This window comes from Mycolicibacterium moriokaense, from assembly GCF_010726085.1.
Lineage (GTDB): Bacteria > Actinomycetota > Actinomycetes > Mycobacteriales > Mycobacteriaceae > Mycobacterium > Mycobacterium moriokaense.
Map to the genome: position 1 here is coordinate 1,664,709 of NZ_AP022560.1, position 18,138 is coordinate 1,682,846.

19 protein-coding genes and 1 tRNA gene are annotated in these 18,138 nt (G+C 66.9%); 12 read left to right on the forward strand and 8 right to left on the reverse strand.

Annotation, left to right across the window (positions count from 1 at the left end):
- Positions 1 to 14 precede the first annotated feature (14 nt).
- The 4 genes from glp to G6N43_RS08175 all read left to right on the forward strand — a co-directional run bounded on the left by glp (position 15) and on the right by G6N43_RS08175 (position 3,315).
- Positions 15 to 1,280, forward strand: a complete 1,266-nt coding sequence (glp, locus tag G6N43_RS08160) for a molybdotransferase-like divisome protein Glp (RefSeq protein ID WP_083149000.1) — start codon at positions 15 to 17, stop codon at positions 1,278 to 1,280.
- Between the two features lie 20 nt (positions 1,281 to 1,300).
- Positions 1,301 to 1,954, forward strand: coding sequence for a GNAT family N-acetyltransferase (locus G6N43_RS08165; RefSeq protein ID WP_083148999.1), 654 nt, complete (start codon positions 1,301 to 1,303; stop codon positions 1,952 to 1,954).
- 215 nt (positions 1,955 to 2,169) lie between these two features.
- Positions 2,170 to 3,189, forward strand: a complete 1,020-nt coding sequence (gene sepX, locus G6N43_RS08170) for a divisome protein SepX/GlpR (protein ID WP_083148998.1) — start codon at positions 2,170 to 2,172, stop codon at positions 3,187 to 3,189.
- A 53-nt stretch (positions 3,190 to 3,242) separates the two neighbouring features.
- Positions 3,243 to 3,315 (forward strand) — tRNA-Ala (locus tag G6N43_RS08175).
- Positions 3,316 to 3,341: 26 nt separating this feature from the next.
- Here the strand turns inward: G6N43_RS08175 and G6N43_RS08180 are convergent.
- The gene (locus G6N43_RS08180; protein WP_083148997.1) at positions 3,342 to 3,821 is read right to left on the reverse strand and encodes an MPT63 family protein; all 480 of its coding nucleotides are present in this window, start codon (positions 3,819 to 3,821) and stop codon (positions 3,342 to 3,344) included.
- 290 nt (positions 3,822 to 4,111) lie between these two features.
- Here G6N43_RS08180 and G6N43_RS08185 point away from each other — a divergent pair, with 290 nt between their 5' ends.
- Both G6N43_RS08185 and G6N43_RS08190 read left to right on the forward strand, forming a co-directional pair.
- The gene (locus G6N43_RS08185) at positions 4,112 to 5,347 is read left to right on the forward strand and encodes an FAD-dependent oxidoreductase (protein ID WP_083148996.1); all 1,236 of its coding nucleotides are present in this window, start codon (positions 4,112 to 4,114) and stop codon (positions 5,345 to 5,347) included.
- 55 nt (positions 5,348 to 5,402) lie between these two features.
- Positions 5,403 to 6,206 (forward strand): crotonase/enoyl-CoA hydratase family protein, encoded by an 804-nt coding sequence (locus G6N43_RS08190; RefSeq protein WP_083148995.1) that lies wholly within the window; start codon positions 5,403 to 5,405, stop codon positions 6,204 to 6,206.
- Here the strand turns inward: G6N43_RS08190 and G6N43_RS08195 are convergent.
- Both G6N43_RS08195 and G6N43_RS08200 read right to left on the reverse strand, forming a co-directional pair.
- The gene (locus G6N43_RS08195) at positions 6,203 to 7,156 is read right to left on the reverse strand and encodes a DNA polymerase domain-containing protein (protein ID WP_083148994.1); all 954 of its coding nucleotides are present in this window, start codon (positions 7,154 to 7,156) and stop codon (positions 6,203 to 6,205) included. The genes G6N43_RS08190 and G6N43_RS08195 overlap by 4 nt on opposite strands.
- A gap of 2 nt (positions 7,157 to 7,158) precedes the next feature.
- On the reverse strand, positions 7,159 to 7,956 hold the full coding sequence (locus tag G6N43_RS08200) for an SDR family oxidoreductase (RefSeq protein WP_083148993.1): 798 nt from the start codon (positions 7,954 to 7,956) through the stop codon (positions 7,159 to 7,161).
- Between the two features lie 73 nt (positions 7,957 to 8,029).
- Here G6N43_RS08200 and G6N43_RS08205 point away from each other — a divergent pair, with 73 nt between their 5' ends.
- Together G6N43_RS08205 and G6N43_RS08210 are read left to right on the forward strand one after the other, a co-directional pair.
- Complete coding sequence (locus G6N43_RS08205) at positions 8,030 to 9,028, forward strand: acetyltransferase Pat (protein ID WP_083148992.1); 999 nt, start codon at positions 8,030 to 8,032, stop codon at positions 9,026 to 9,028.
- A complete protein-coding gene (locus G6N43_RS08210) occupies positions 9,028 to 9,846 on the forward strand; it encodes a shikimate 5-dehydrogenase (RefSeq protein WP_110810253.1) in 819 nt (272 codons plus the stop codon). Before G6N43_RS08205 ends, G6N43_RS08210 begins: the two co-directional genes overlap by 1 nt.
- Before the next feature lie 28 nt (positions 9,847 to 9,874).
- Here the strand turns inward: G6N43_RS08210 and G6N43_RS08215 are convergent, their stop codons facing one another.
- Positions 9,875 to 10,588, reverse strand: a complete 714-nt coding sequence (locus G6N43_RS08215; protein ID WP_083148990.1) for an envelope biogenesis lipoprotein LpqN — start codon at positions 10,586 to 10,588, stop codon at positions 9,875 to 9,877.
- Positions 10,589 to 10,769: 181 nt separating this feature from the next.
- On the opposite strand from G6N43_RS08215, the gene G6N43_RS08220 reads away from it, so the two are divergent.
- Positions 10,770 to 12,377: a PE-PPE domain-containing protein gene (locus G6N43_RS08220; RefSeq protein WP_244960515.1), complete on the forward strand. Its 1,608-nt coding sequence runs from the start codon at positions 10,770 to 10,772 to the stop codon at positions 12,375 to 12,377.
- 8 nt (positions 12,378 to 12,385) lie between these two features.
- On the opposite strand, the gene G6N43_RS08225 is transcribed toward G6N43_RS08220, so the two are convergent.
- Positions 12,386 to 12,694 carry a hypothetical protein gene (locus G6N43_RS08225; RefSeq protein ID WP_083148988.1) on the reverse strand — a complete coding sequence of 103 codons (309 nt, stop codon included), beginning with the start codon at positions 12,692 to 12,694 and terminating at the stop codon, positions 12,386 to 12,388.
- A gap of 98 nt (positions 12,695 to 12,792) precedes the next feature.
- Between G6N43_RS08225 and G6N43_RS08230 the strand changes: the two genes are divergently transcribed.
- Both G6N43_RS08230 and G6N43_RS08235 read left to right on the forward strand, forming a co-directional pair.
- A complete protein-coding gene (locus G6N43_RS08230) occupies positions 12,793 to 13,440 on the forward strand; it encodes a DUF5642 family protein (RefSeq protein WP_234809973.1) in 648 nt (215 codons plus the stop codon).
- A gap of 40 nt (positions 13,441 to 13,480) precedes the next feature.
- Complete coding sequence (locus G6N43_RS08235; protein ID WP_083148986.1) at positions 13,481 to 14,152, forward strand: DUF5642 family protein; 672 nt, start codon at positions 13,481 to 13,483, stop codon at positions 14,150 to 14,152.
- Here G6N43_RS08235 and G6N43_RS08240 read toward each other — a convergent pair.
- The gene (locus G6N43_RS08240; RefSeq protein WP_083148985.1) at positions 14,149 to 14,745 is read right to left on the reverse strand and encodes an alpha-ketoglutarate-dependent dioxygenase AlkB family protein; all 597 of its coding nucleotides are present in this window, start codon (positions 14,743 to 14,745) and stop codon (positions 14,149 to 14,151) included. The two genes, G6N43_RS08235 and G6N43_RS08240, sit on opposite strands and share 4 nt — an antisense overlap.
- A gap of 33 nt (positions 14,746 to 14,778) precedes the next feature.
- Positions 14,779 to 15,213, reverse strand: a complete 435-nt coding sequence (gene soxR / locus G6N43_RS08245) for a redox-sensitive transcriptional activator SoxR (RefSeq protein ID WP_083148984.1) — start codon at positions 15,211 to 15,213, stop codon at positions 14,779 to 14,781.
- On the opposite strand from soxR, the gene arcA reads away from it, so the two are divergent.
- Entirely contained in the window at positions 15,212 to 16,471 is a 1,260-nt protein-coding gene (gene arcA, locus G6N43_RS08250) for an arginine deiminase (RefSeq protein ID WP_083148983.1), read from the forward strand. The two genes, soxR and arcA, sit on opposite strands and share 2 nt — an antisense overlap.
- Positions 16,472 to 16,590: 119 nt before the next feature.
- Here the strand turns inward: arcA and G6N43_RS08255 are convergent, their stop codons facing one another.
- Positions 16,591 to 18,132, reverse strand: coding sequence for a dolichyl-phosphate-mannose--protein mannosyltransferase (locus G6N43_RS08255; protein WP_083148982.1), 1,542 nt, complete (start codon positions 18,130 to 18,132; stop codon positions 16,591 to 16,593).
- Positions 18,133 to 18,138: the final 6 nt, after the last annotated feature.

Sequence of the window (18,138 nt, forward strand, 5' to 3'; positions counted from 1 at the left end):
TAGAAAGGCGTGTTGTGCGGTCGGTGGAGGAGCAGCAGGCTCGGGTAGCGGCTGCCGCGGTGGCCCCAAGACCGGTCCGGGTGGCGATCGCCGAGGCGCAGGGCCTCATGTGCGCCGAAGAGGTGGTCACCGAACGCCCGCTGCCGGGATTCGATCAGGCCGCCATCGACGGTTACGCGGTGCGCAGCGTCGACGTGCTCGGCGTGGGAACCGGTGACGACGACTCCGACGACGGCGAGTCGAACGGTGAGGTGAGCCTGCCGGTGATCGGCTCCATCGAGGCCGGTGCCCGCACCCCCAGCCGGTTGCAGCCGCGCCAGGCCGCGCGGGTCCAGACGGGTGCGCCGATGCCGACGCTCGCCGATGCGGTGCTTCCGCTGCGGTGGACCGACGGCGGCGATTCACGGGTCAAGGTGCTGCGCGGGGTGCGCTCCGGCGCCTATGTCCGAAGGACCGGCGACGATGTCCAACCCGGTGACGTGGCGGTCCGGGCGGGAGCGATCATCGGGCCCGCCCAGGTCGGACTGCTGGCGGCGGTCGGCCGGGAGCGCGTGCTCGTCCACCCGAAGCCGCGACTGTCCGTGCTGAGCGTGGGAGGCGAACTCGTCGACATCTCCCGCACACCGGGCAACGGGCAGGTCTACGACGTCAACTCCTATGCGCTGGCCGCGGCGGGTCGTGACGCTGGCGCGGAGGTGAACCGGGTCGGCATCGTGGACACGGATCCCAAGACATTGCGCGACGTCGTCGAGGGTCAGCTCAACCGCGCCGAGGTGGTGGTGATCGCGGGTGCGGTCGGCGGCGCGGCGGCCGAGGGTGTAAGGGCGGTGCTTTCGAAGCTCGGCGAAATGGAAGTGGCGCGCATCGCGATGCATCCGGGCTCGGTGCAGGGGTTCGGACAGCTGGGACGCGACGGGGTTCCGGTTTTCCTACTGCCCGCCAATCCGGTGAGCGCGCTGGTGGTCTTCGAGGTGATGGTCCGCCCGCTGATCCGGCTGTCCTTGGGTAAGCGGCAGGCTCATCGAAGGATCGTGCAGGCGCGCACCCTCTCACCGATCACCTCGGTGGCCGGCCGCAAGGGCTTCCTGCGCGGGCAGCTGATGCGCGACCAGGACACCGGCGAATACCTGGTGCAGGCGCTCGGCGGTGCACCGGGCGCGCCGTCGCATCTGCTCGCCACACTGGCCGAGGCAAACTGCTTGGTGGTGGTTCCGAGCGAAGCCGAACAGATCCGCACGGGCGAGATCGTCGACGTGGCGTTCCTGGCTCAGCGCGGCTGATCGACGCCGGGCATACCGTCATGAACCTGTGGCGATCCACTTCGATGCATCCGGGATGGCCCGCGCCGGCCGGTGCGCTGAGGGTACCTGCCGGCGTGGTGAAGCTGCGTCCGGTGCGGCTGCGCGACGGCGCCCAGTGGAGCCGCATCAGGTTGGCGGATCGGGCTCACCTGGAACCGTGGGAGCCGTCCAATGGTATGGATTGGGAAGCGCGCCATGCCATTACGGCGTGGCCGTCGGTGTGCTCGGGGCTGCGGTCGGAGGCGCGTAAGGGGCGGATGCTGCCCTATGTGATCGAACTCGACGGGCAGTTCGTCGGTCAGCTGACGATCGGGAACGTCACACACGGGGCGCTGCGGTCGGCGTGGATCGGGTACTGGGTGACGACGTCCGCGACGGGTGGAGGTGTCGCGACGGCCGCGTTGGCGTTGGGAGTGGACCACTGCTTCAGCGCGGTACGGCTGCATCGGGTCGAGGCGACGGTGCGTCCGGAAAACGCCGCGAGTCGGGCCGTCCTGGCAAAGGTCGGTTTCCGCGAGGAGGGCTTGCTGCGGCGCTACCTCGAGGTGGATGGCGCGTGGCGCGACCATCTGCTGGTGGCCATCACGATCGAGGAGCTCAACGGGTCGGCGGCGTCAGCCCTGGTGCGGGCGGGCCACGCCAGCTGGTCCTGACCCAGCCCTGCGCGAGCAGACACCAAGTGCCCCACTTCTCCGGCGTGTCGGATCCCTTTCTGTCCGCTCGCCGCGAGATCTAACTGTTACAAAAGTGACACATGTGACTGTTGGTGCTTGTCAGCAACGAATTACAGGTGTGTAATTGTCTCGGCGCGCCGTCCACGGATGCGCAGGTCACAGACCTAGCCTTATCGGGGAAAGGAGCAGGCGACATGCCAAGCATCCCCCAATCCCTCCTGTGGATCTCTCTCGTCGTGTTGTGGCTGTTCGTGCTCGTACCGATGCTGATCAGCAAGCGCGACGCGGTCCGGCGCACCAGCGACGTCGCATTGGCGACGCGGGTTCTCAACGACGGCAGAGCGCGACTGCTGCGGCGTAGGGCGCCGGCGGCCGGCCACGCGAGCGACCCCGACTGGCGGCCGTCCGACGAAGACCTCGACGACGATCTCGACGACGATCTCGACGATGACCCTGCCGAGGAAGCGGAACCCGCGCGCCGGTCGGTCGTGCGGGTCGCGGCCGTCGACGTCGAACAGAACGGCGATCCGGATTACCTCGACGTGGACGTGGTCGAGGAACCTTCTGGCGCGTTACCCGTCGGTGAGTCCGCCCGCGCCGAAACCGATGAGCTGGCACTCGATTTCAGTGAGGAAGGCGACGCGGAGCCTGTCGCTGAGGAAGCCGCCGAACCGGAGGCCGAGACCGAGTCTGAATCAGACGACGAATACGAGTACGTGGCCGATTCGTCCGGGCTGGAGACGCCGTCGGAGACCGACCTGGAGCTCGCCGACTCGCTGAGCGCGGCCCGTAGGCGCCGCTACGAGACGAAGACCGGCGCGGCGGTCAGCGCCCGCAAGTACAAGTTCCGCAAGCGCATGTTGACGGTCATGGCGCTGATGGTGATCGCCTCGGTCGTCACCGCGTACACGGTAAGCCCGGTCATGTGGTGGGTGAGTGCCGCGGTCAGCGCGATGACGCTGTTGTACCTGGCCTACCTGCGGCGCCAGACCCGTATCGAGGAGCGGTTGCGGCGCCGTCGGGCGCAGCGCCTCGCCCGGTCGCGGCTCGGGGTGGAGAACACCGACGACAGGGAGTTCGACGTGGTGCCGTCGCGGCTGCGGCGGCCCGGTTCGGTGGTCCTGGAGATCGACGACGAGGATCCGATCTTCGAGCACTTGGACTACGCGCCGTTCGCCCGCCACTTCGATCTGCCGCGCGCCGCGGGCCAATAGCCTCGCGGTTTCGACCCGCGGGCCGCGGCTGGTAGCCTGTGCTACCGGTATCAGGGGCTATGGCGCAGTTGGTAGCGCGACTCGTTCGCATCGAGTAGGTCAGGGGTTCGATTCCCCTTAGCTCCACAATTTTTGAACAAGAGGCCGCGTGTTCACGGCGTCCAGATCAGCAGGTCTTCCATGCCGTTGTTCATCGTCACGGTGGTCGGTGGGGGACCGGTGACGTCGAAGTGGATCTTGCCGGTCGACTGCGCCCCCGCCGGGATCGTCGCGCCGCTGATGTTGTCCGGGCTGGCGACCTGCCACAGCACTCGGTAGGCGGCCTGGTTCGGCGCGACGGCGTTGAACTGTGAAATGGCCGGGGTGACGGGGCCGTTGAGCGCCCGGACGGTGGCGGTGGCCTCCCACACCTGGCCGGCGACCGGGTAGCCCGGCATCACGTCGCTGCTGGGCTTGAGGTCGCTGACGCGCCAGCTGAGGTTGACCCCACCGACGGTGTCGCTCATCGTCAGTTCGTCGCCGAGCTTGCCGACGATCGGGTAGGCCGCCGAGGCGGCCGGTGCACCGGCGATACCGATCGTGGAGATCATCGTGATCGCCGTGGCGCTCTTGACTGCTGTGCTGATTTTCATTGGTGCTGCCCTTCCGGAGTTGCGTGACAACTGTGCGAAATGCCGCAACTTCCGTATTACTCCCGCGGGCTGTGCCGAACCGGTGTTTGGACAAGAAATCGCCTGGTTCGTCAACGCGGGCAACGGTTACCGGCGCCCAGGCTAGTTCTGACGGACTGATTCATAGCGTGGTCACAGCCGTCGCCACCTTCCACGGCCATGCTGCGTAATACCGTCGCCGTTTTCGGGTGGCACCGCACTAGGGTCGTCCCGGGGCATCGAGTTACCCGACGAGCGAAGAGGACACAGCCATGACGCCGAGCGAGTCGACCACATGTGCAATCGTCGGCGGCGGCCCCGCCGGAATGGTGCTCGGTCTGCTGCTTGCCCGCGCCGGAGTCGAGGTCACTGTGTTCGAGAAGCACGCGGACTTCCTCCGAGACTTCCGTGGCGACACCGTCCACCCCGTCACCCTTACCCTGCTCGACGACCTCGGTCTCTATGAGCGGTTCAAGGCGTTGAACCACAGCGAGATCCAGAAAGCCGAGTTCACCATCGGCGGGCGCATGGTGACGGTCGTCGACTTCCGTCGGTTGCGCGTTCCGCACCCCGTCCTGGCCCTGGTGCCGCAATGGGATCTGCTCAACCTGCTGGCCGAGGCCGGACAGGCCGAACCGACGTTCACCCTGCGGATGCAGACCGAAGTCACCGGTCTGCTCCGGGACGGCGAGAAGATCACCGGGGTGCGTTATCGCGGACCCGACGGGTTCGGGGAGTTGCGCGCCGATCTGACGGTCGCGTGCGATGGTCGCACCTCGCTGGTGCGTCGTGACGCCGGCATGGTGACACATGACTTCCCGGTGCCGTTCGACATCGCGTGGTTCCGTCTGGACACCAAGGACAACATCAAATATCAACTGACGCCCCGTCTTTCGAAGGGGCAGGCGCTCGCGCTGATCCCGCGTGAGGGCTACTTTCAAGTGGGCGCGTTCCTGCCCAAGGGCGGTGAGCCGCAGTTGCAGGCCCGCGGGATCGAGAAGTTCAAGGCACAGATCGCCGAGTTGGTGCCCGAAGGGTCCGTCGACAGCATCCGATCGTGGGATGACGTCAAGGTTCTCGACGTTCGGGTCAACCGGCTGCACCAGTGGTACAAACCCGGACTGTTGTGCATCGGCGACGCCGCACACGCCATGTCGCCGGTCGGCGGCGTCGGAATCAACCTCGCCGTCGCCGACGCCGTCGCCGCGGCCACCGTGCTGGCCGAACCGCTGCTGGCGCGACGGGTGACCGAAGAGGACCTCGCCAAGGTGCAACAGCGTCGCAAGCTGCCCGCCGTCATCACCCAGGGGGTCCAACGCGCTCTGCACCGCGCGATGCGGCGCATCATGCTGACCGGCGTGGTGCCGGACCCACCGGAGTTCGTCGCGCGCGGGCTCGCCGCGGTTCTGACCCGGGTGCCCGCACTCACGACGGTGCCCGCGTATCTCGTCGGGGTCGGCGTGCGGCCCGAACGTGCACCGGAATTCGCCCGCCGCCCGCCCTCCTGAGAATCCGCGCGTTGAAACTTGGGATCAGTACGCGACGCACCGTAGATTGCGACTCGTGAGCGAAGACAGGGTTCGGGTGCACGTCGGCGACAGCGGCGTGGCCACGGTGACGATGGTGCGCGCCGACAAACACAATGCGCTCGACCAGGCGATGTTTCAGGGCCTTGTGGACGCCGCCGAACGGGTGGCCGATGACAAGTCGGTTCGCGCGGTCGTCCTGCACGGTGGCGGCAAGAGCTTCTGCTCCGGACTGGACGTGGCGAGCTTCATGGCCGGCTCTGGCGGGAGCAATCGTCTGCTGAACCGGGACGAGACCCGGATCGCGAACTTCGCTCAGCGGGTGAGCTACGACTGGTCGCTGGTGCCCGCACCCGTCATCGCCGCCATCCACGGCAACTGCTTCGGCGGTGGCCTGCAGATCGCGCTCGGCGCCGACATCCGGATCGCCGCACCGGACGCGAAGCTGAGCATCATGGAGATCAAGTGGGGTCTGGTGCCCGACATGGGCATCACGCACACGCTGCCCAAGCTCCTGCCGATCGATGTCGCCAAGGAACTGACATTCACCGGTCGCATCGTTTCCGGCAGTGAGGCTTTTGAGCTCGGATTGGTCACGCGAACTGACGACGATCCACTGTCGGCGGCGCTCGCGCTCGCCGACGAGATCGCCAACAAGTCCCCGGACGCGATCCGCGCCGCGAAGCGCCTCTACAACGAGACGTGGACGAGCAACGACCCTGCGGCCGCCCTGGTGCTCGAATCGGAACTGCAGACCGGGCTGCTCGGCAGCCCCAACCAGCTCGCGGCCGTCGCGGCCGGAATGTCCGGAGAGAAGCCGGTTTTCACCGATCCCGCCTAGGACGATTCCCGTCGCGCCTTGGCCCGTCGCTTGCCTTCGTGCATCGCCGCCACCCGCGCGACGGGAATCGCGCGACCTTGTTCGATTAGGTCGGCGGGCAGCTGCTGGGCTGGTGGCATCGACTCCATCCAGCTCGTCCTGCCGTGGAGCGCATCGATCGCCGTGTGGACGGTGAAGTCGGCGGGCTTGATCGAATCGAGTTCGGCCCATTCGAGCGGAAACGACACCGGAGTGCCCGGGCGTAGTCGCGGGCTGTAGGCGGCGGCGACGGTCGCCCCGCCGGCGCGGGTGGCGTCGACGAACACCTTGCCGCCGCGGTCCTCGACGATGAAGGCCGTCGTCGCGATGTCCGGATCGATGGCCTCCGCGCGGGCGGCGAGAGCCCGTGTCGCTGCCGCCACATCGTCGACGGGTGCGGTGTCGTCGATCGGGACGAAGATGTGCAGACCCTTGGCGCCACTGGTCTTGACCACACCGTCCAATCCGCTGTCGGCCAGCGCCTGACGGACGAGGTGCGCGACGGCCACCACCTTCGCGAAGTCGTCGTCCGGCGGATCCAGATCGAGCACCAGATGGGTGGGTCGGTAGATGTCACCGGACAGCCCCAGCGTCGGGTGGTACTCCACGGCCCGCTGGTTGGCCAGCCACAGCAGCGTGCGTCGGTCGTTGCACAGCGCATACCGCACCTCGCGGTGCGACGCCTCGGCCCACATCGTCGTGGTGGCGACCCAGCCCGGCGTGTACTTCGGGACGTTCTTCTGCATGAACGGCTCGCGCCCACGCAAGACCCGCAGCACGGTCAGCGGCCGGTCGGCGAGGACGGGGATCATCCGGTCGGAGACCGCGTACAGGTAGTCGACCAGATCGCGTTTGGTGGCGCCCGCATCGGCACTCAGCGGCTCGTCGAGGTTGGTCAGGTCGACGCCGTCACGCTGCTCGCGGGTGCCCACGGCTACGAACTCGCGGTCGTGTAAATGCCCCCGTCGACCGGGATGATCGCGCCGGTGACGTACGCCCCGGCACGGCTGGTCAGATACACCGCGATGCCGGCCATGTCGTCGTCCCGGCCGATGCGCCGCAGCGGGGCCGAGGCCGCGATCGCGTCGCCGAACTCCTCCAGCGTCGCCGCCATCATCTTCGACGGGAAAGGCCCTGGCGCAACGGCATTGACAGTGATGTGCTGCGGCCCCAGCTCGCGCGCCAACACCCGGGTCAGCTGGTGCACCGCGGCCTTGCTGCTGGCGTAGGAGTACGTCGGCATCGGGCTGACCCGAAGGCCGTCGATGCTGCCGATGTTGATGATCCGCGCCGGGTCGTCGGCGGTGGCGACGACGCGCAGCGCGGGCAGCAAGGCCTGAACCATCCAAAACGGCGACTTCACGTTGAGGTCCAGCACCTTGTCCCACGCCGAGTCCGGGAACGACTCCAGCGGCGCACCCCACGTCGCACCCGCGTTGTTGACCAGGATGTGCAGGTCGCCGCCGCCGGTGACCTCCTCGGCGAGCCGTGTGCATTCCTCATGCCGGGACAAGTCGGCCGGGATCGCGGTGACGTCGCCGAAGGCCGACAGGTGTGTGCGCGCTTCCTCACACGCGTCCGCCTTACGCGAGCTGATCACCACCTGGGCGCCGGCCTGCAGCAACCCGCGGGCCATCATCAGGCCGATCCCTCGCGTGCCGCCCGTCACCAGGGCCCGCTTACCGGTCAGATCGAACAGCTGGGCATGGGTACTGAACTGGGTGTCGGTCATTCTCGAATAGTGCCCTATCGGTCTCGCGCCGCGTTCCTTGCTCGCCGCGTCCGACACGCCGTAGCCTCGTGACGTGGCCGGCCTGAATGTCGTCAGAGCCGAAGAACTCGCGGAATTGGCGGTCTTCGACGGCTGCCCGATCGAGGACTTGACGCCGCTGGCCAAGCAGCTGCAGCCGTTGGCCGCGGAGCCGGGCCAGGCGCTCATGCAGCAGGGCGAGCTCGCCGTTTCGTTTTTGCTGATCGGCTCCGGCTGCGCCGAAGTGACGCACGCCGGGCTTGACGGACATGACACCGTCGCCCAACTGGGGCCCGGCCTCATCGTCGGCGAAATTGCTTTGCTGCGCGACACGCCGAGGACCGCAACCGTGGTGGCGACCGAGCGGCTCACGGGCTGGGTGGGCGACCGGGAGGCGTTCGCCACCATGCTCGAAATCCCGGGCATGCTGGATCGGCTGGTGCGTACGGCGCGGCAGCGGCTCGCCGCGTTCATCACCCCGATCCCGGTGGAACTGCGCGACGGCAGCGTCTACTACCTGCGTCCGGTGCTGCCTGGTGACAGTGAGCGCACGACGGACGGGCGGGTCGAATTCTCGAGTGAGACGCTGTACCGCCGCTTTCAGTCGCCGCGCGTACCGACGAAGTCGTTGATGACCTATCTGTTCGAGGTCGATTACGTGCACCACTTCGTCTGGGTGATGACCGAGGGCGCCGAGGGGCCTGTGATCGCCGATGCGCGCTTCGTGCGTGAGGAAGACGACCCCGCCGTCGCCGAGGTGGCGTTCATCGTCGGCGATGATTATCAGGGGCGCGGTATCGGTACCTTCCTGATGGACACCCTCGTGGTCACGGCGAATTACGTTGGGGTCCAACGCTTCACAGCGCGGGTACTCTCCGATAACCATCCGATGCGGGCGATCCTCGATCGCTTCGGCGCGCAGTGGCATCGCGACGACCTCGGCGTCGTCACCACCGAAGTCGATGTTCCTGATGCGAGTTCCCTGCGGCTGCCGACATCGATGGTGAAGAAGATCCGCGGGGTCACCTCACAGGTCATCAAAGCAGTCGGCTGATGCGGACACCACTTTCGAAGGACACGCAGCTGTGCATTTCGCTGTCCGGTAGGCCGAGCAACATAGGCACCCGATTTCACAACTACCTGTACGACGTGCTCGGTCTGGACTTCATCTACAAGGCTTTCACGACAACGGATATCGCCGCCGCGATCGGTGGCGTGCGAGCGCTCGGCATTCGTGGCTGCTCGGTGTCGATGCCGTTCAAACAGGACGTCATCGAACTCGTCGACGAGGTCGAGCAGTCCGCACGGGCCATCCACGCCGTGAACACGATCGTCAACGACGACGGACGTCTCACCGCATCGAACACCGACTACCTTGCCGTCCAGCGCCTGATCGCCGAGCACGGCCTGCAGCCGACACAGTCGGTACTGCTGCGGGGTAGCGGAGGTATGGCCAACGCCGTCGCTGCGGCTTTCCGGGACAACGGCTTTGAGCACGGGACGGTGATTGCGCGCAATCGCGAGACCGGACAGGCGCTGGCACAACGGCTCGGCTACGAGTACGCGTCCGACGTCGGCACGAGGACGGCCGACGTGCTCGTGAACATCACGCCGATCGGAATGGCGGGCGGCGCCGAGGAGAACGACCTGGCATTCGAGGAGGGCATAATCGCCGAGGCGCTCACGGTTTTCGACGTCGTCGCGATGCCATCCGAGACACCGTTGATCACTGCCGCACGTGCGGCCGGCACCGCCGTCATCACCGGGGCCGAGGTGATCGCGCTGCAGGCGGCCGAACAGTTCGAGCGCTACACGGGCGTGCGGCCCAGCGCCGAACAGATCGCCGCGGCATCCGCGGTATCGCGCGCCTAGACCTAGACCGCCTGCACCGCGTCAGTTCTCAGGGCGTGATCACCGTCTCGTCGTCGATGACCGACGTCGCATCCATGAGAGCGCCCATCTGATCTTCGAGACCGTCGGCATTGAGTTGCAGGACATACAGCCCGTCCTGGCCTGGGATCACGACGGTCTTCTGGGCGATGGCACGCAGCTTGCCGTCCTTCTTGTAGGTGCCGCCGATCTGCACTGCCTCGAAACCACTGAGCTCGTCCGAGACTCCTTCGTTGCCGCCCTCGTATCCGGGCAGATTCTTGAGCTCGCCGGGCGCGAACTCCAGGATCTTGGCGGGATCCACGTTGCCGGTCAGCTTGGAGACGATCGCGATGACGGACGGCGGATCCGCTGCGAACGCAGGGTCAGTGGAAACGATTGCGCCGTAAGCCCAATCCGGGGCGCGGTTTCCGGCGTCCTCCCATCCCGGCGGGGTGGGCAGGTCGATCGTGGGAGAGCCGGGATCGCCGCGCTTGACCGGAGTCTCGACGATGCCGTTGTCCTTGATGTAGTCGACGATCGTGTAGTTCGGTCCCGCGGCCTGCGCCGACGTGGTGGGCGCTTTCGAAGTGGTCTCGGTCGTCGTGGAGGTCGTTGTTTCCTCGCTGGAGGTGGTCTTCGACTCCGACGGCTCACTCTTGGTGTCGGATCCGCAACCGGCCAAGCCCAGGCCGAGCGCGACTGCTGCGATGGCGACGACACCGGCCCTCATTGACTTACTCATTCGCTCTCCTTTGCAGAATCTCGCCGTAGCCTACGGTCGGGCCCTCGATAGCGCTACGACCAAATTTGCTCTACAGTTGCAAAAAGTTTGCTGGCTCGGGCAGACTTTTGGGAACAAGCGGCGTGAGGGCGCGCGAACCGCGGGCATATACCGCGGTAAAGGGGGTCGGGAAATGCGGGGGATGGTTCGTTCGCTGGGCGGGGTCGGTCTGGCGTTGCTGAGCGTTGTCGGGTTGGCAGTGGCATGGACCGCCACCACCATCGTTCAGCTGACGGCGACCGCGCTCATCATGGGCGGCACTGGTCACCCGCTGAGCACTCCGCCGGATCCACTGACCTACATCAACCCGTACATGTCCAACGCGGTCACCGGGTTCATCAACCCTGCGTCTGCGGCGCCGACCGGCACCGGGGGCGAACCGATCGACGGGGTGGGCGACAACGAGGATCGCTACGCGATCATCACGCCCGAGCAGTTCTTCCCGGTGGCCGGCTCGACGACCTTCGATCGGTCCGTCGCCGCCGGCCTGGCGAACTTGAGCAGATGCATTCGCGGGGCCAGCGACTGCGCCTACAACACGAGTGTCCCGGGCGCGCCCGCGGATGTGCCGGCCGCCGAAGACGAGTTCGTCGTCTTCGGCTACTCGCAGAGCGCGGTGATCGCGTCTCTGCTCAAGAGGGACATGATCGAGGACCCCGAGGACTACCCCGACCTCGAACCGGGCGACGTCTCGTTCTTCCTGCTGGCCAATCCGATGCGGCCCAACGGCGGCTTCCTGTCGCGTGGTCCGACAGGTGCGACCATCCCGATTCTCGGTGTCACCTTCTACGGCGCCACCCCGACGAACAGCTGCCAGCCCGACGGCGACTGCTACCAAACCGCCGATCTCGCAGCGCAGTACGACGGTCTCGGGGGCGACGCACCCGCCAGCATCACGAACCTGTTGGCCGTCACCAACGCCGCTCTCGGCTACTACTACTTCCACGGCGATCTGCAGGAGGGCGACTTCGACGATGCCCAATACCAGGGCTCGTACGGGGACACCGACTACTACATCGTTCCGGCCAGGCGACTGCCCCTACTGATGCCGTTCGAGTCGTTCGTGCCGTCGCCGATCCTCACCCTGCTCGAGGCGCCGCTGAAGGCCGCGATCGAGGCCGGCTATGCGCGCGACATCAATCCGGGCGTCGCGACCAAGGTCGGACTGCTGCCGTTCCGGAATCCGGTGCAGGCCATCGTGAACATCGTCAAGGCGATCCCGGTGGGTATCGACGATGCGGTGGCCGAAGCCTCCGGGGACGCCACCAACAGGCCGCTGGGAACCACGCCCGTCACCAGTCCGTTCGGTGTCGGCGGGCCAGAGCTACCCGAACCGCCTGCCGGCGACCAGAATCTCGTGATGTCACGGATGAGCGATACGTCGACTCTTCGCGGGGAGATCACCGAAGAAGAGGTCGTCAACGACGAGGAGCTGCCCGGCAATGTCGCCGAGGAAGTCAAGGAGAACGTCGTCGAGGAAGACGAGGAAGAGCCCGCACGGAAGCCCGCCGCGACGACGCCCGGCACGACGAAACGGCCCGTCACTCCGCTCAACAAGCTCCGCGACACCATGGACGGCATTCGAGACGGCATCCGGGACACCATCCGGTTGCCCAAGGTCCGTGGTCCGATCAGCTTCGACTCGCAGCGCAGCACGAAGCCGTCGACAACGAAAAAGCCCGACAACCGCGAAACCACCACGGGCGAGCCGAAATCCGCCCCGGCCCCGGCGAGCGAGCCCGCCGCCTGATTACCGGATCAGACGTCGCAGTTCAGCGATACCGTGATCGACTGGCTCACGACCACGGTGATGTACTCGCGCCACTTGCCCTCGCCGACGGGGATCGTCTGCGTCACCTGTTGTGGATTACGCACGTTGGTCACGAAACATTCGCCGATCGGTGCGCTACCGACCCTGTCGATGACGACGTTGTAGCCGGCGGATTCCAATTGGCCGATCGTTTGATACGCGTTGCCCGGTCTGGCGGGATCCGCCGTCGCGACACCCATGGGGGCGAGTGCAACACCTATCGCTGCCGTCGTTACTAGACCCCATTTTTTGCGCATGGGGGACTCCGTTCTTTTGCCTGGTACTTGTGCATCGCTCGGAGGACGGATTTCGTTGCATGGATAGGTCTAAGAGATGCCTGTGGTATCAACAGCGCGTGCGCGCAATCTGTGCGGCGGTCGCCCTGCTGGCTGCGGCCTGTGGCGCATCCGACCGCCCGCCGCAGGGAGCGACCCCGCCTGAGGGTGCATCCGCGGTCAACCCAGCCAGGATCGACCGCGTGCGCGACGATCTGCCCGACGGCTACGAGGTCGCCACCGTTTCAGGACCCGTCGCGCCGACGGCGTTGTGGGGATACGGCAGCCTCTGGCTGGCCGAGCCGCCGCAGTGCGGTCTGCTGGCCGACCCCGTCGTCGACCCCGCCTCGACCAAGGGCTGGTCGGGATCGGGGGCAGGCGGCATCGTCTACGCCGTCGTGGCGGACCTGGCCGTGGGCCTCGATCCGGGGGTGGCGGCCGAATGCCAGCACTGGACGCTTTCGGCCGGACAGACGAGCGGCACCGTCACGCTGACAACCGCGCCGACGATCGAGGACGCCCAGACCCTCGCGATGGCCACCTCGACGAAGACCGTCGTCGAGGGTGGCACCGAGACCCGGTCGCACGCCGACACGGTCACCGCCTATCTGGACAGTCATGTCGCGTTCGTCACCGTGGTGACCGATCCCGGATCCCCGAATCCACAACTGAACGCGGATTTCGCCAGCGAACTGATGGTGAAAACGGTCGCGGCGCTGCGCGGTTGATCCCCGGACCGGCGGGGTCCTCGGGGTAAGTTGTGCGGCAATGTCCAAGAGCGCCAAGCTCGTCAGCCAGTTGGCCCTGGTTTGCGCCGGTGTACTGGCCGCGTGCGGAACCGGAGAGTCGCCCAACTCGTCGAACGCCGACATCGCGCGGGTGAAGGATGTGCGGTCGAGTTTCGGTCCGCAGTTCAAGGTCACCGAGTTCGGGCCGGCGGCGATCGATCCGCGACTGCTCGGACCGCAGGCGCTGCCCGCCGGAATGAAGTTCGATCCGGCCGACTGCGGATCGTTCGCCACCGCGCAGGTGCTGCCCGCCGGGGTCAAGGGCAACATGGCCGCCACCACGGCCGAGGGTGACGGCAACCGGTACATCGCCATCGCGGTGGAGACCTCCGAACCCGTTCCGGTGAACCGGCCTGCGGAAGATTGCCAGCGGGTCGGCTTCGCCGGTGGCGGAGTGCGCGGCCTCGTCGAGGTCGTGGAGGCGCCGACGATCGACGGTGCCCCGACCATGGGCACCCACCGGGTGTTGCAGACCGTCGTCAACGGCAAGCCGAGCACCGGCGAGATCTACAACTACATCGCCGGGTTCGACACGTTTCTCGTAATCGTCACCGCCAACCCGCTGGTGCTGCCGGACAAACCCGTCACACCCGTCGACACCCAGCGGGCCCGCGATCTCCTCACCGCGGCCGTCACCGCGGTGCGCGGTTAGCGCACGTCGTGCGGCCGGAACTGAATGCTGATCCGCGGCCCGGTCGGCCGCGACGTCTTCGGTATCGCGTGCTCCCAGGTGCGCTGGCAAGAGCCACCCATCACCAGCAGGTCGCCATGCCGATGCGATATCCGCAGCGACTTACCTCCGCCACGCGGCCGTAACGCGAAAACCCTTGTGGCACCGAGGCTGACGATGGCCACCATCGTGTCTTCGGTCCTGCTGCGGCCGATCGTGTCGCCGTGCCAGGCCACGCTGTCGTCGCCGTCGCGGTAGAGGCACAACCCCGCGGTGGTGAACGGTTCGCCGAGCTCGCCCGCGTACAGGTCGTTGAGTCGTCTGCGGATCTGCTTCAGCCGTGGGTGTGGAGGCGGCTCCTCGACCAGATTGTGGAAGCTGACCAACCGCGGGACGTCGAGCACGCGGTCGTACATCTGCCGTCGTTCGGCCCGCCACGGAATGCTGTCGCGCAACTCTTCGAAGAGCGCGTCGGCGTCGTCCAGCCATCCCGACCGGTAGTCGATCCATGCGCCGCTGCCAAGATGGCGTCGTTCCGCGTGCTCGAACAGCGAGCTCTGCAGAGCCAGCTCCATGCCCGGCATTCTATCGCACAGACGTTCGAATAGTCAGAGGCGTGCGGCTCCTGGTCCCTGCCGCGCCAGGACATCCTCGGGATTCGTCAACGCGCAGGTCTTGAGGCTCAGGCATCCGCAGCCGATGCAGCCGGTCAGGTTGTCGCGCAGTCGCTGCAGATGCAGGATCCGGTCGTCGAGGTCCTGGCGCCAGGCCGCGGAGAGTCGGGCCCAGTCCTTGCTGGTCGGGACGCGGTCCGTCGGCAGGGTGGCGAGTGCCTCGCGGATGCGCCCGAGCGGAATGCCGAGCCGTTGGCTCATCCGGATGAACGCGACGCGGCGCAGCGTTTCGCGGGCGTATCGCCGTTGATTGCCGCCGGTGCGCTTGCTGGTGATGAGCCCCTCTCGCTCGTAGAAGTGCAGTGCCGAGACCGCGACACCGCTTCGAGCGGACATCTCGCCCGGTGTGAGTTCGTGAACCAACTCCATGACCTCAACCATAGTTAAGGTCGCCGGCGGGGCTCTGCGCGATACGGTGCTACATGTGACGATGGGCTGCGATTCCGAGGTCGGCCGCCTCCGCACCGTCATCCTGCACCGGCCCGGTGCCGAATTGCAGCGGCTGACCCCACGCAACAACGACAGGCTGCTGTTCGACGGCCTGCCCTGGGTGGCCAAGGCGCAGCGAGAGCACGATGCGTTCGCCGATCTGTTGCGCTCGCACGGGGTCGAGGTGCTGCTGCTCGCCGATCTGCTCATCGAGGCGCTGGCGCACAGCGGCGCGGCGCGGATGCACGGGATCTCCGCCGCCGTCGACTCACGGCGGCTGGGACTTCCACTGGCCCAGGAGCTTTCGGCCTATCTACGCACGCTGGACGCCGCGCCGCTGGCGTCGGTGCTGATGGCTGGGATGACGTTCAACGAGCTGCCGCTGCACGGTGGCGAATTGTCGTTGGTGCGACGGATGCACCACGGCGGGGATTTCGTCATCGACCCACTGCCCAATCTGCTGTTCACCCGCGACTCGTCGTTCTGGATCGGCCCGCGGGTGGCGATCACGTCGCTGGCTTTGCCTGCGCGCGTGCGCGAGACGTCGCTGACCGACGTGATCTATGCGCATCACCCGCGGTTCCTCGGTGTGCGACGCGCGTACGAGTCGCGGTCGGCGCCGGTGGAGGGTGGCGACGTGCTGCTGCTGGCGCCCGGCGTCGTCGCGGTGGGTGTGGGGGAGCGGACCACGCCCGCGGGTGCAGAGGCGTTGGCGCGCAGCCTGTTCGACGACGATCTGGCGCACACCGTGCTGGCCGTGCCGATCGCGCAGGAGCGGGCGCAGATGCACCTCGACACCGTGTGCACGATGGTCGACGTCGACGCCGTCGTGATGTACCCGAACATCGTCGAGACGCTGTCCGCGTTCACGATTCACCGTGACGGCTCCGGCGGGGTGCGGATCGACGACGCTCGGCCGTTCCTGACCGCCGCCGCGGATGCCATGGGTATCGAGAAACTGCGGGTGATCGCGACCGGCCTCGACCCCGTCACCGCGGAGCGGGAGCAATGGGACGACGGCAACAACACGCTGGCGGTCGCTCCTGGAGTGGTCATCGCCTACGAACGCAATGCCGAAACCAATGCGCGGCTGGCGGATTCGGGTATCGAGGTGTTGCCGATCGAGGCGTCGGAGCTGGGCACCGGCCGCGGCGGGCCGCGATGCATGTCGTGTCCCGCCGCCCGCGACTCGCTCTAGCCCACCATTGCGACGAAATAGCATTCCGGGTCGCTACGCCGCCCTCTTCGCGGCCACGGCTTCACGTTCGCGTCGAGATCTTGCATCACGGATCCAATCGATGATCTGGGCCGGTCGACCTAGCTCCAGGACGGCAGCCAGATCTGCATGTTCCAGGTGGCCTGCGAAATCGGTAGGCCCGTCAGGATCGGGTACATCCACGCGAAGTTCGTCAGCACCAGAGCGACATAAAAACTCACGGCGATGAGGCCCAGCGTTCTTCGTTCCGAGTTCTGGTTCGGCTTGTAGAGGATGTCGCCGAGAATCATCGCGATGGCCAATACGAGGAACGGCGCCATCACCGCCGCGTAGAAGAAGTACATCTGCCGGTCGATGTCGGCGAACCACGGCAGGAAGCCCGCGCTGTAACCGACCAGGATCGCGGCGTAGCGCCAGTCGCGCTTGACGAACGTCCGCCACACCGCCCAGCCGAGAACCGGCACCGCGATGAACCACATCGCGGGCGTACCCACGAGCATGACGGCCTTGACGCACGACTGCGCGCCGCAGCCGGGGACGTTCTCGTTGTCGATCGCGTAGAGCACCGGCCGCAGCGACATCGGCCACGTCCAGGGCTTCGACTCCCACGGGTGGTGGTTGCCGTCGGCGTTCGTCAGCCCGGAGTGGAACTTGTACGCCGCATACGTGTAGTGCCACAGCGAGCGCAGCGCGTCGGGGATCGGCAGGATGCTGTCCTCGCCGATCGACCTGCCGACCTCGTGCCGGTTCACCCCGGTCTCCGACGCGAACCACGGCGTATACGACGCCAGGTAGACACCGAACGGAATCAGCACCAGCGCATACAGCGACGGGCCCAGATCGCGGCGGAACGCACCGAGCCACGGCCGCGGGACGCGATACTGCCTGCGCGCGGCGATGTCGAACGCCAGCGTCATCACCCCGAAGAACGCCACGAAGTACAGCCCGGACCACTTTGTCGCACAAGCCAATCCGAGCAACACCCCGGCGCCGAACCGCCACCATCGCACGCCGAGCCGCGGGCCCCACGGCGTCTCGCCGATGCGGCCCTCGAGCAGCGCGACGTGCATTCTTTCGCGCACCTGGTCGCGGTCGACGATCAAACACCCGAACGCCGCCACGACGAACACCACCAGGAATCCGTCCAGCAGGGCGGTGCGTGACGCGACGAAGCTCACCCCGTCGGCGGTCAGCAGCAGCCCGGCGATCCCGCCGACGACAGTGGAGCGGCTGATCCGCCGTGCGATCCGCGCGACGAGCAACACGGTGATGATGCCGCAGACCGCGCCGGCGAAGCGCCAGCCGAGGCCGTTGTAGCCGAAGATCGCCTCACCTACGGCGATCAACTGCTTGCCCACCGGCGGATGCACCACCAGCCCGTAGCCGGGGTTGTCCTCGACGCCGTGGTTGTGCAGGACCTGCCACGCCTGGGGCGCGTAGTGCTTCTCGTCGAAGATGGGTGTGCCTGCGTCGGTCGGCGAGCCGAGGTTCAGGAAACGCGTGACAGCGGCCAGCGCGGTGACGATGGCCGTCATCGCCCAGCCCTGGAGTCGGTCCATCGGACCGAAGTCGGCGATCGGCACCAGCGGGGCCGGGCTGATCACGGGGACCGCGCGCGAGGCTTCGGTTGCGGGGGCGGTCACGCAAGC

Bases quoted from the DNA above. Each gene is read 5' to 3' on its own strand.
- G6N43_RS08165 (WP_083148999.1), top strand. From the start codon at position 1,301: ATGAACCTGTGGCGATCCACTTCGATGCATCCGGGATGGCCCGCGCCG.
- sepX (WP_083148998.1), top strand. From the start codon at position 2,170: ATGCCAAGCATCCCCCAATCCCTCCTGTGGATCTCTCTCGTCGTGTTG.
- G6N43_RS08180 (WP_083148997.1), bottom strand. From the start codon at position 3,821: ATGAAAATCAGCACAGCAGTCAAGAGCGCCACGGCGATCACGATGATC.
- G6N43_RS08185 (WP_083148996.1), top strand. From the start codon at position 4,112: ATGACGCCGAGCGAGTCGACCACATGTGCAATCGTCGGCGGCGGCCCC.
- G6N43_RS08200 (WP_083148993.1), bottom strand. From the start codon at position 7,956: ATGACCGACACCCAGTTCAGTACCCATGCCCAGCTGTTCGATCTGACC.
- G6N43_RS08210 (WP_110810253.1), top strand. From the start codon at position 9,028: ATGCGGACACCACTTTCGAAGGACACGCAGCTGTGCATTTCGCTGTCC.
- G6N43_RS08215 (WP_083148990.1), bottom strand. From the start codon at position 10,588: ATGAGTAAGTCAATGAGGGCCGGTGTCGTCGCCATCGCAGCAGTCGCG.
- G6N43_RS08220 (WP_244960515.1), top strand. From the start codon at position 10,770: ATGGTTCGTTCGCTGGGCGGGGTCGGTCTGGCGTTGCTGAGCGTTGTC.
- G6N43_RS08225 (WP_083148988.1), bottom strand. From the start codon at position 12,694: ATGCGCAAAAAATGGGGTCTAGTAACGACGGCAGCGATAGGTGTTGCA.
- G6N43_RS08235 (WP_083148986.1), top strand. From the start codon at position 13,481: ATGTCCAAGAGCGCCAAGCTCGTCAGCCAGTTGGCCCTGGTTTGCGCC.
- G6N43_RS08240 (WP_083148985.1), bottom strand. From the start codon at position 14,745: ATGGAGCTGGCTCTGCAGAGCTCGCTGTTCGAGCACGCGGAACGACGC.
- arcA (WP_083148983.1), top strand. From the start codon at position 15,212: ATGACCTCAACCATAGTTAAGGTCGCCGGCGGGGCTCTGCGCGATACG.
- soxR (WP_083148984.1), bottom strand. From the start codon at position 15,213: ATGGAGTTGGTTCACGAACTCACACCGGGCGAGATGTCCGCTCGAAGC.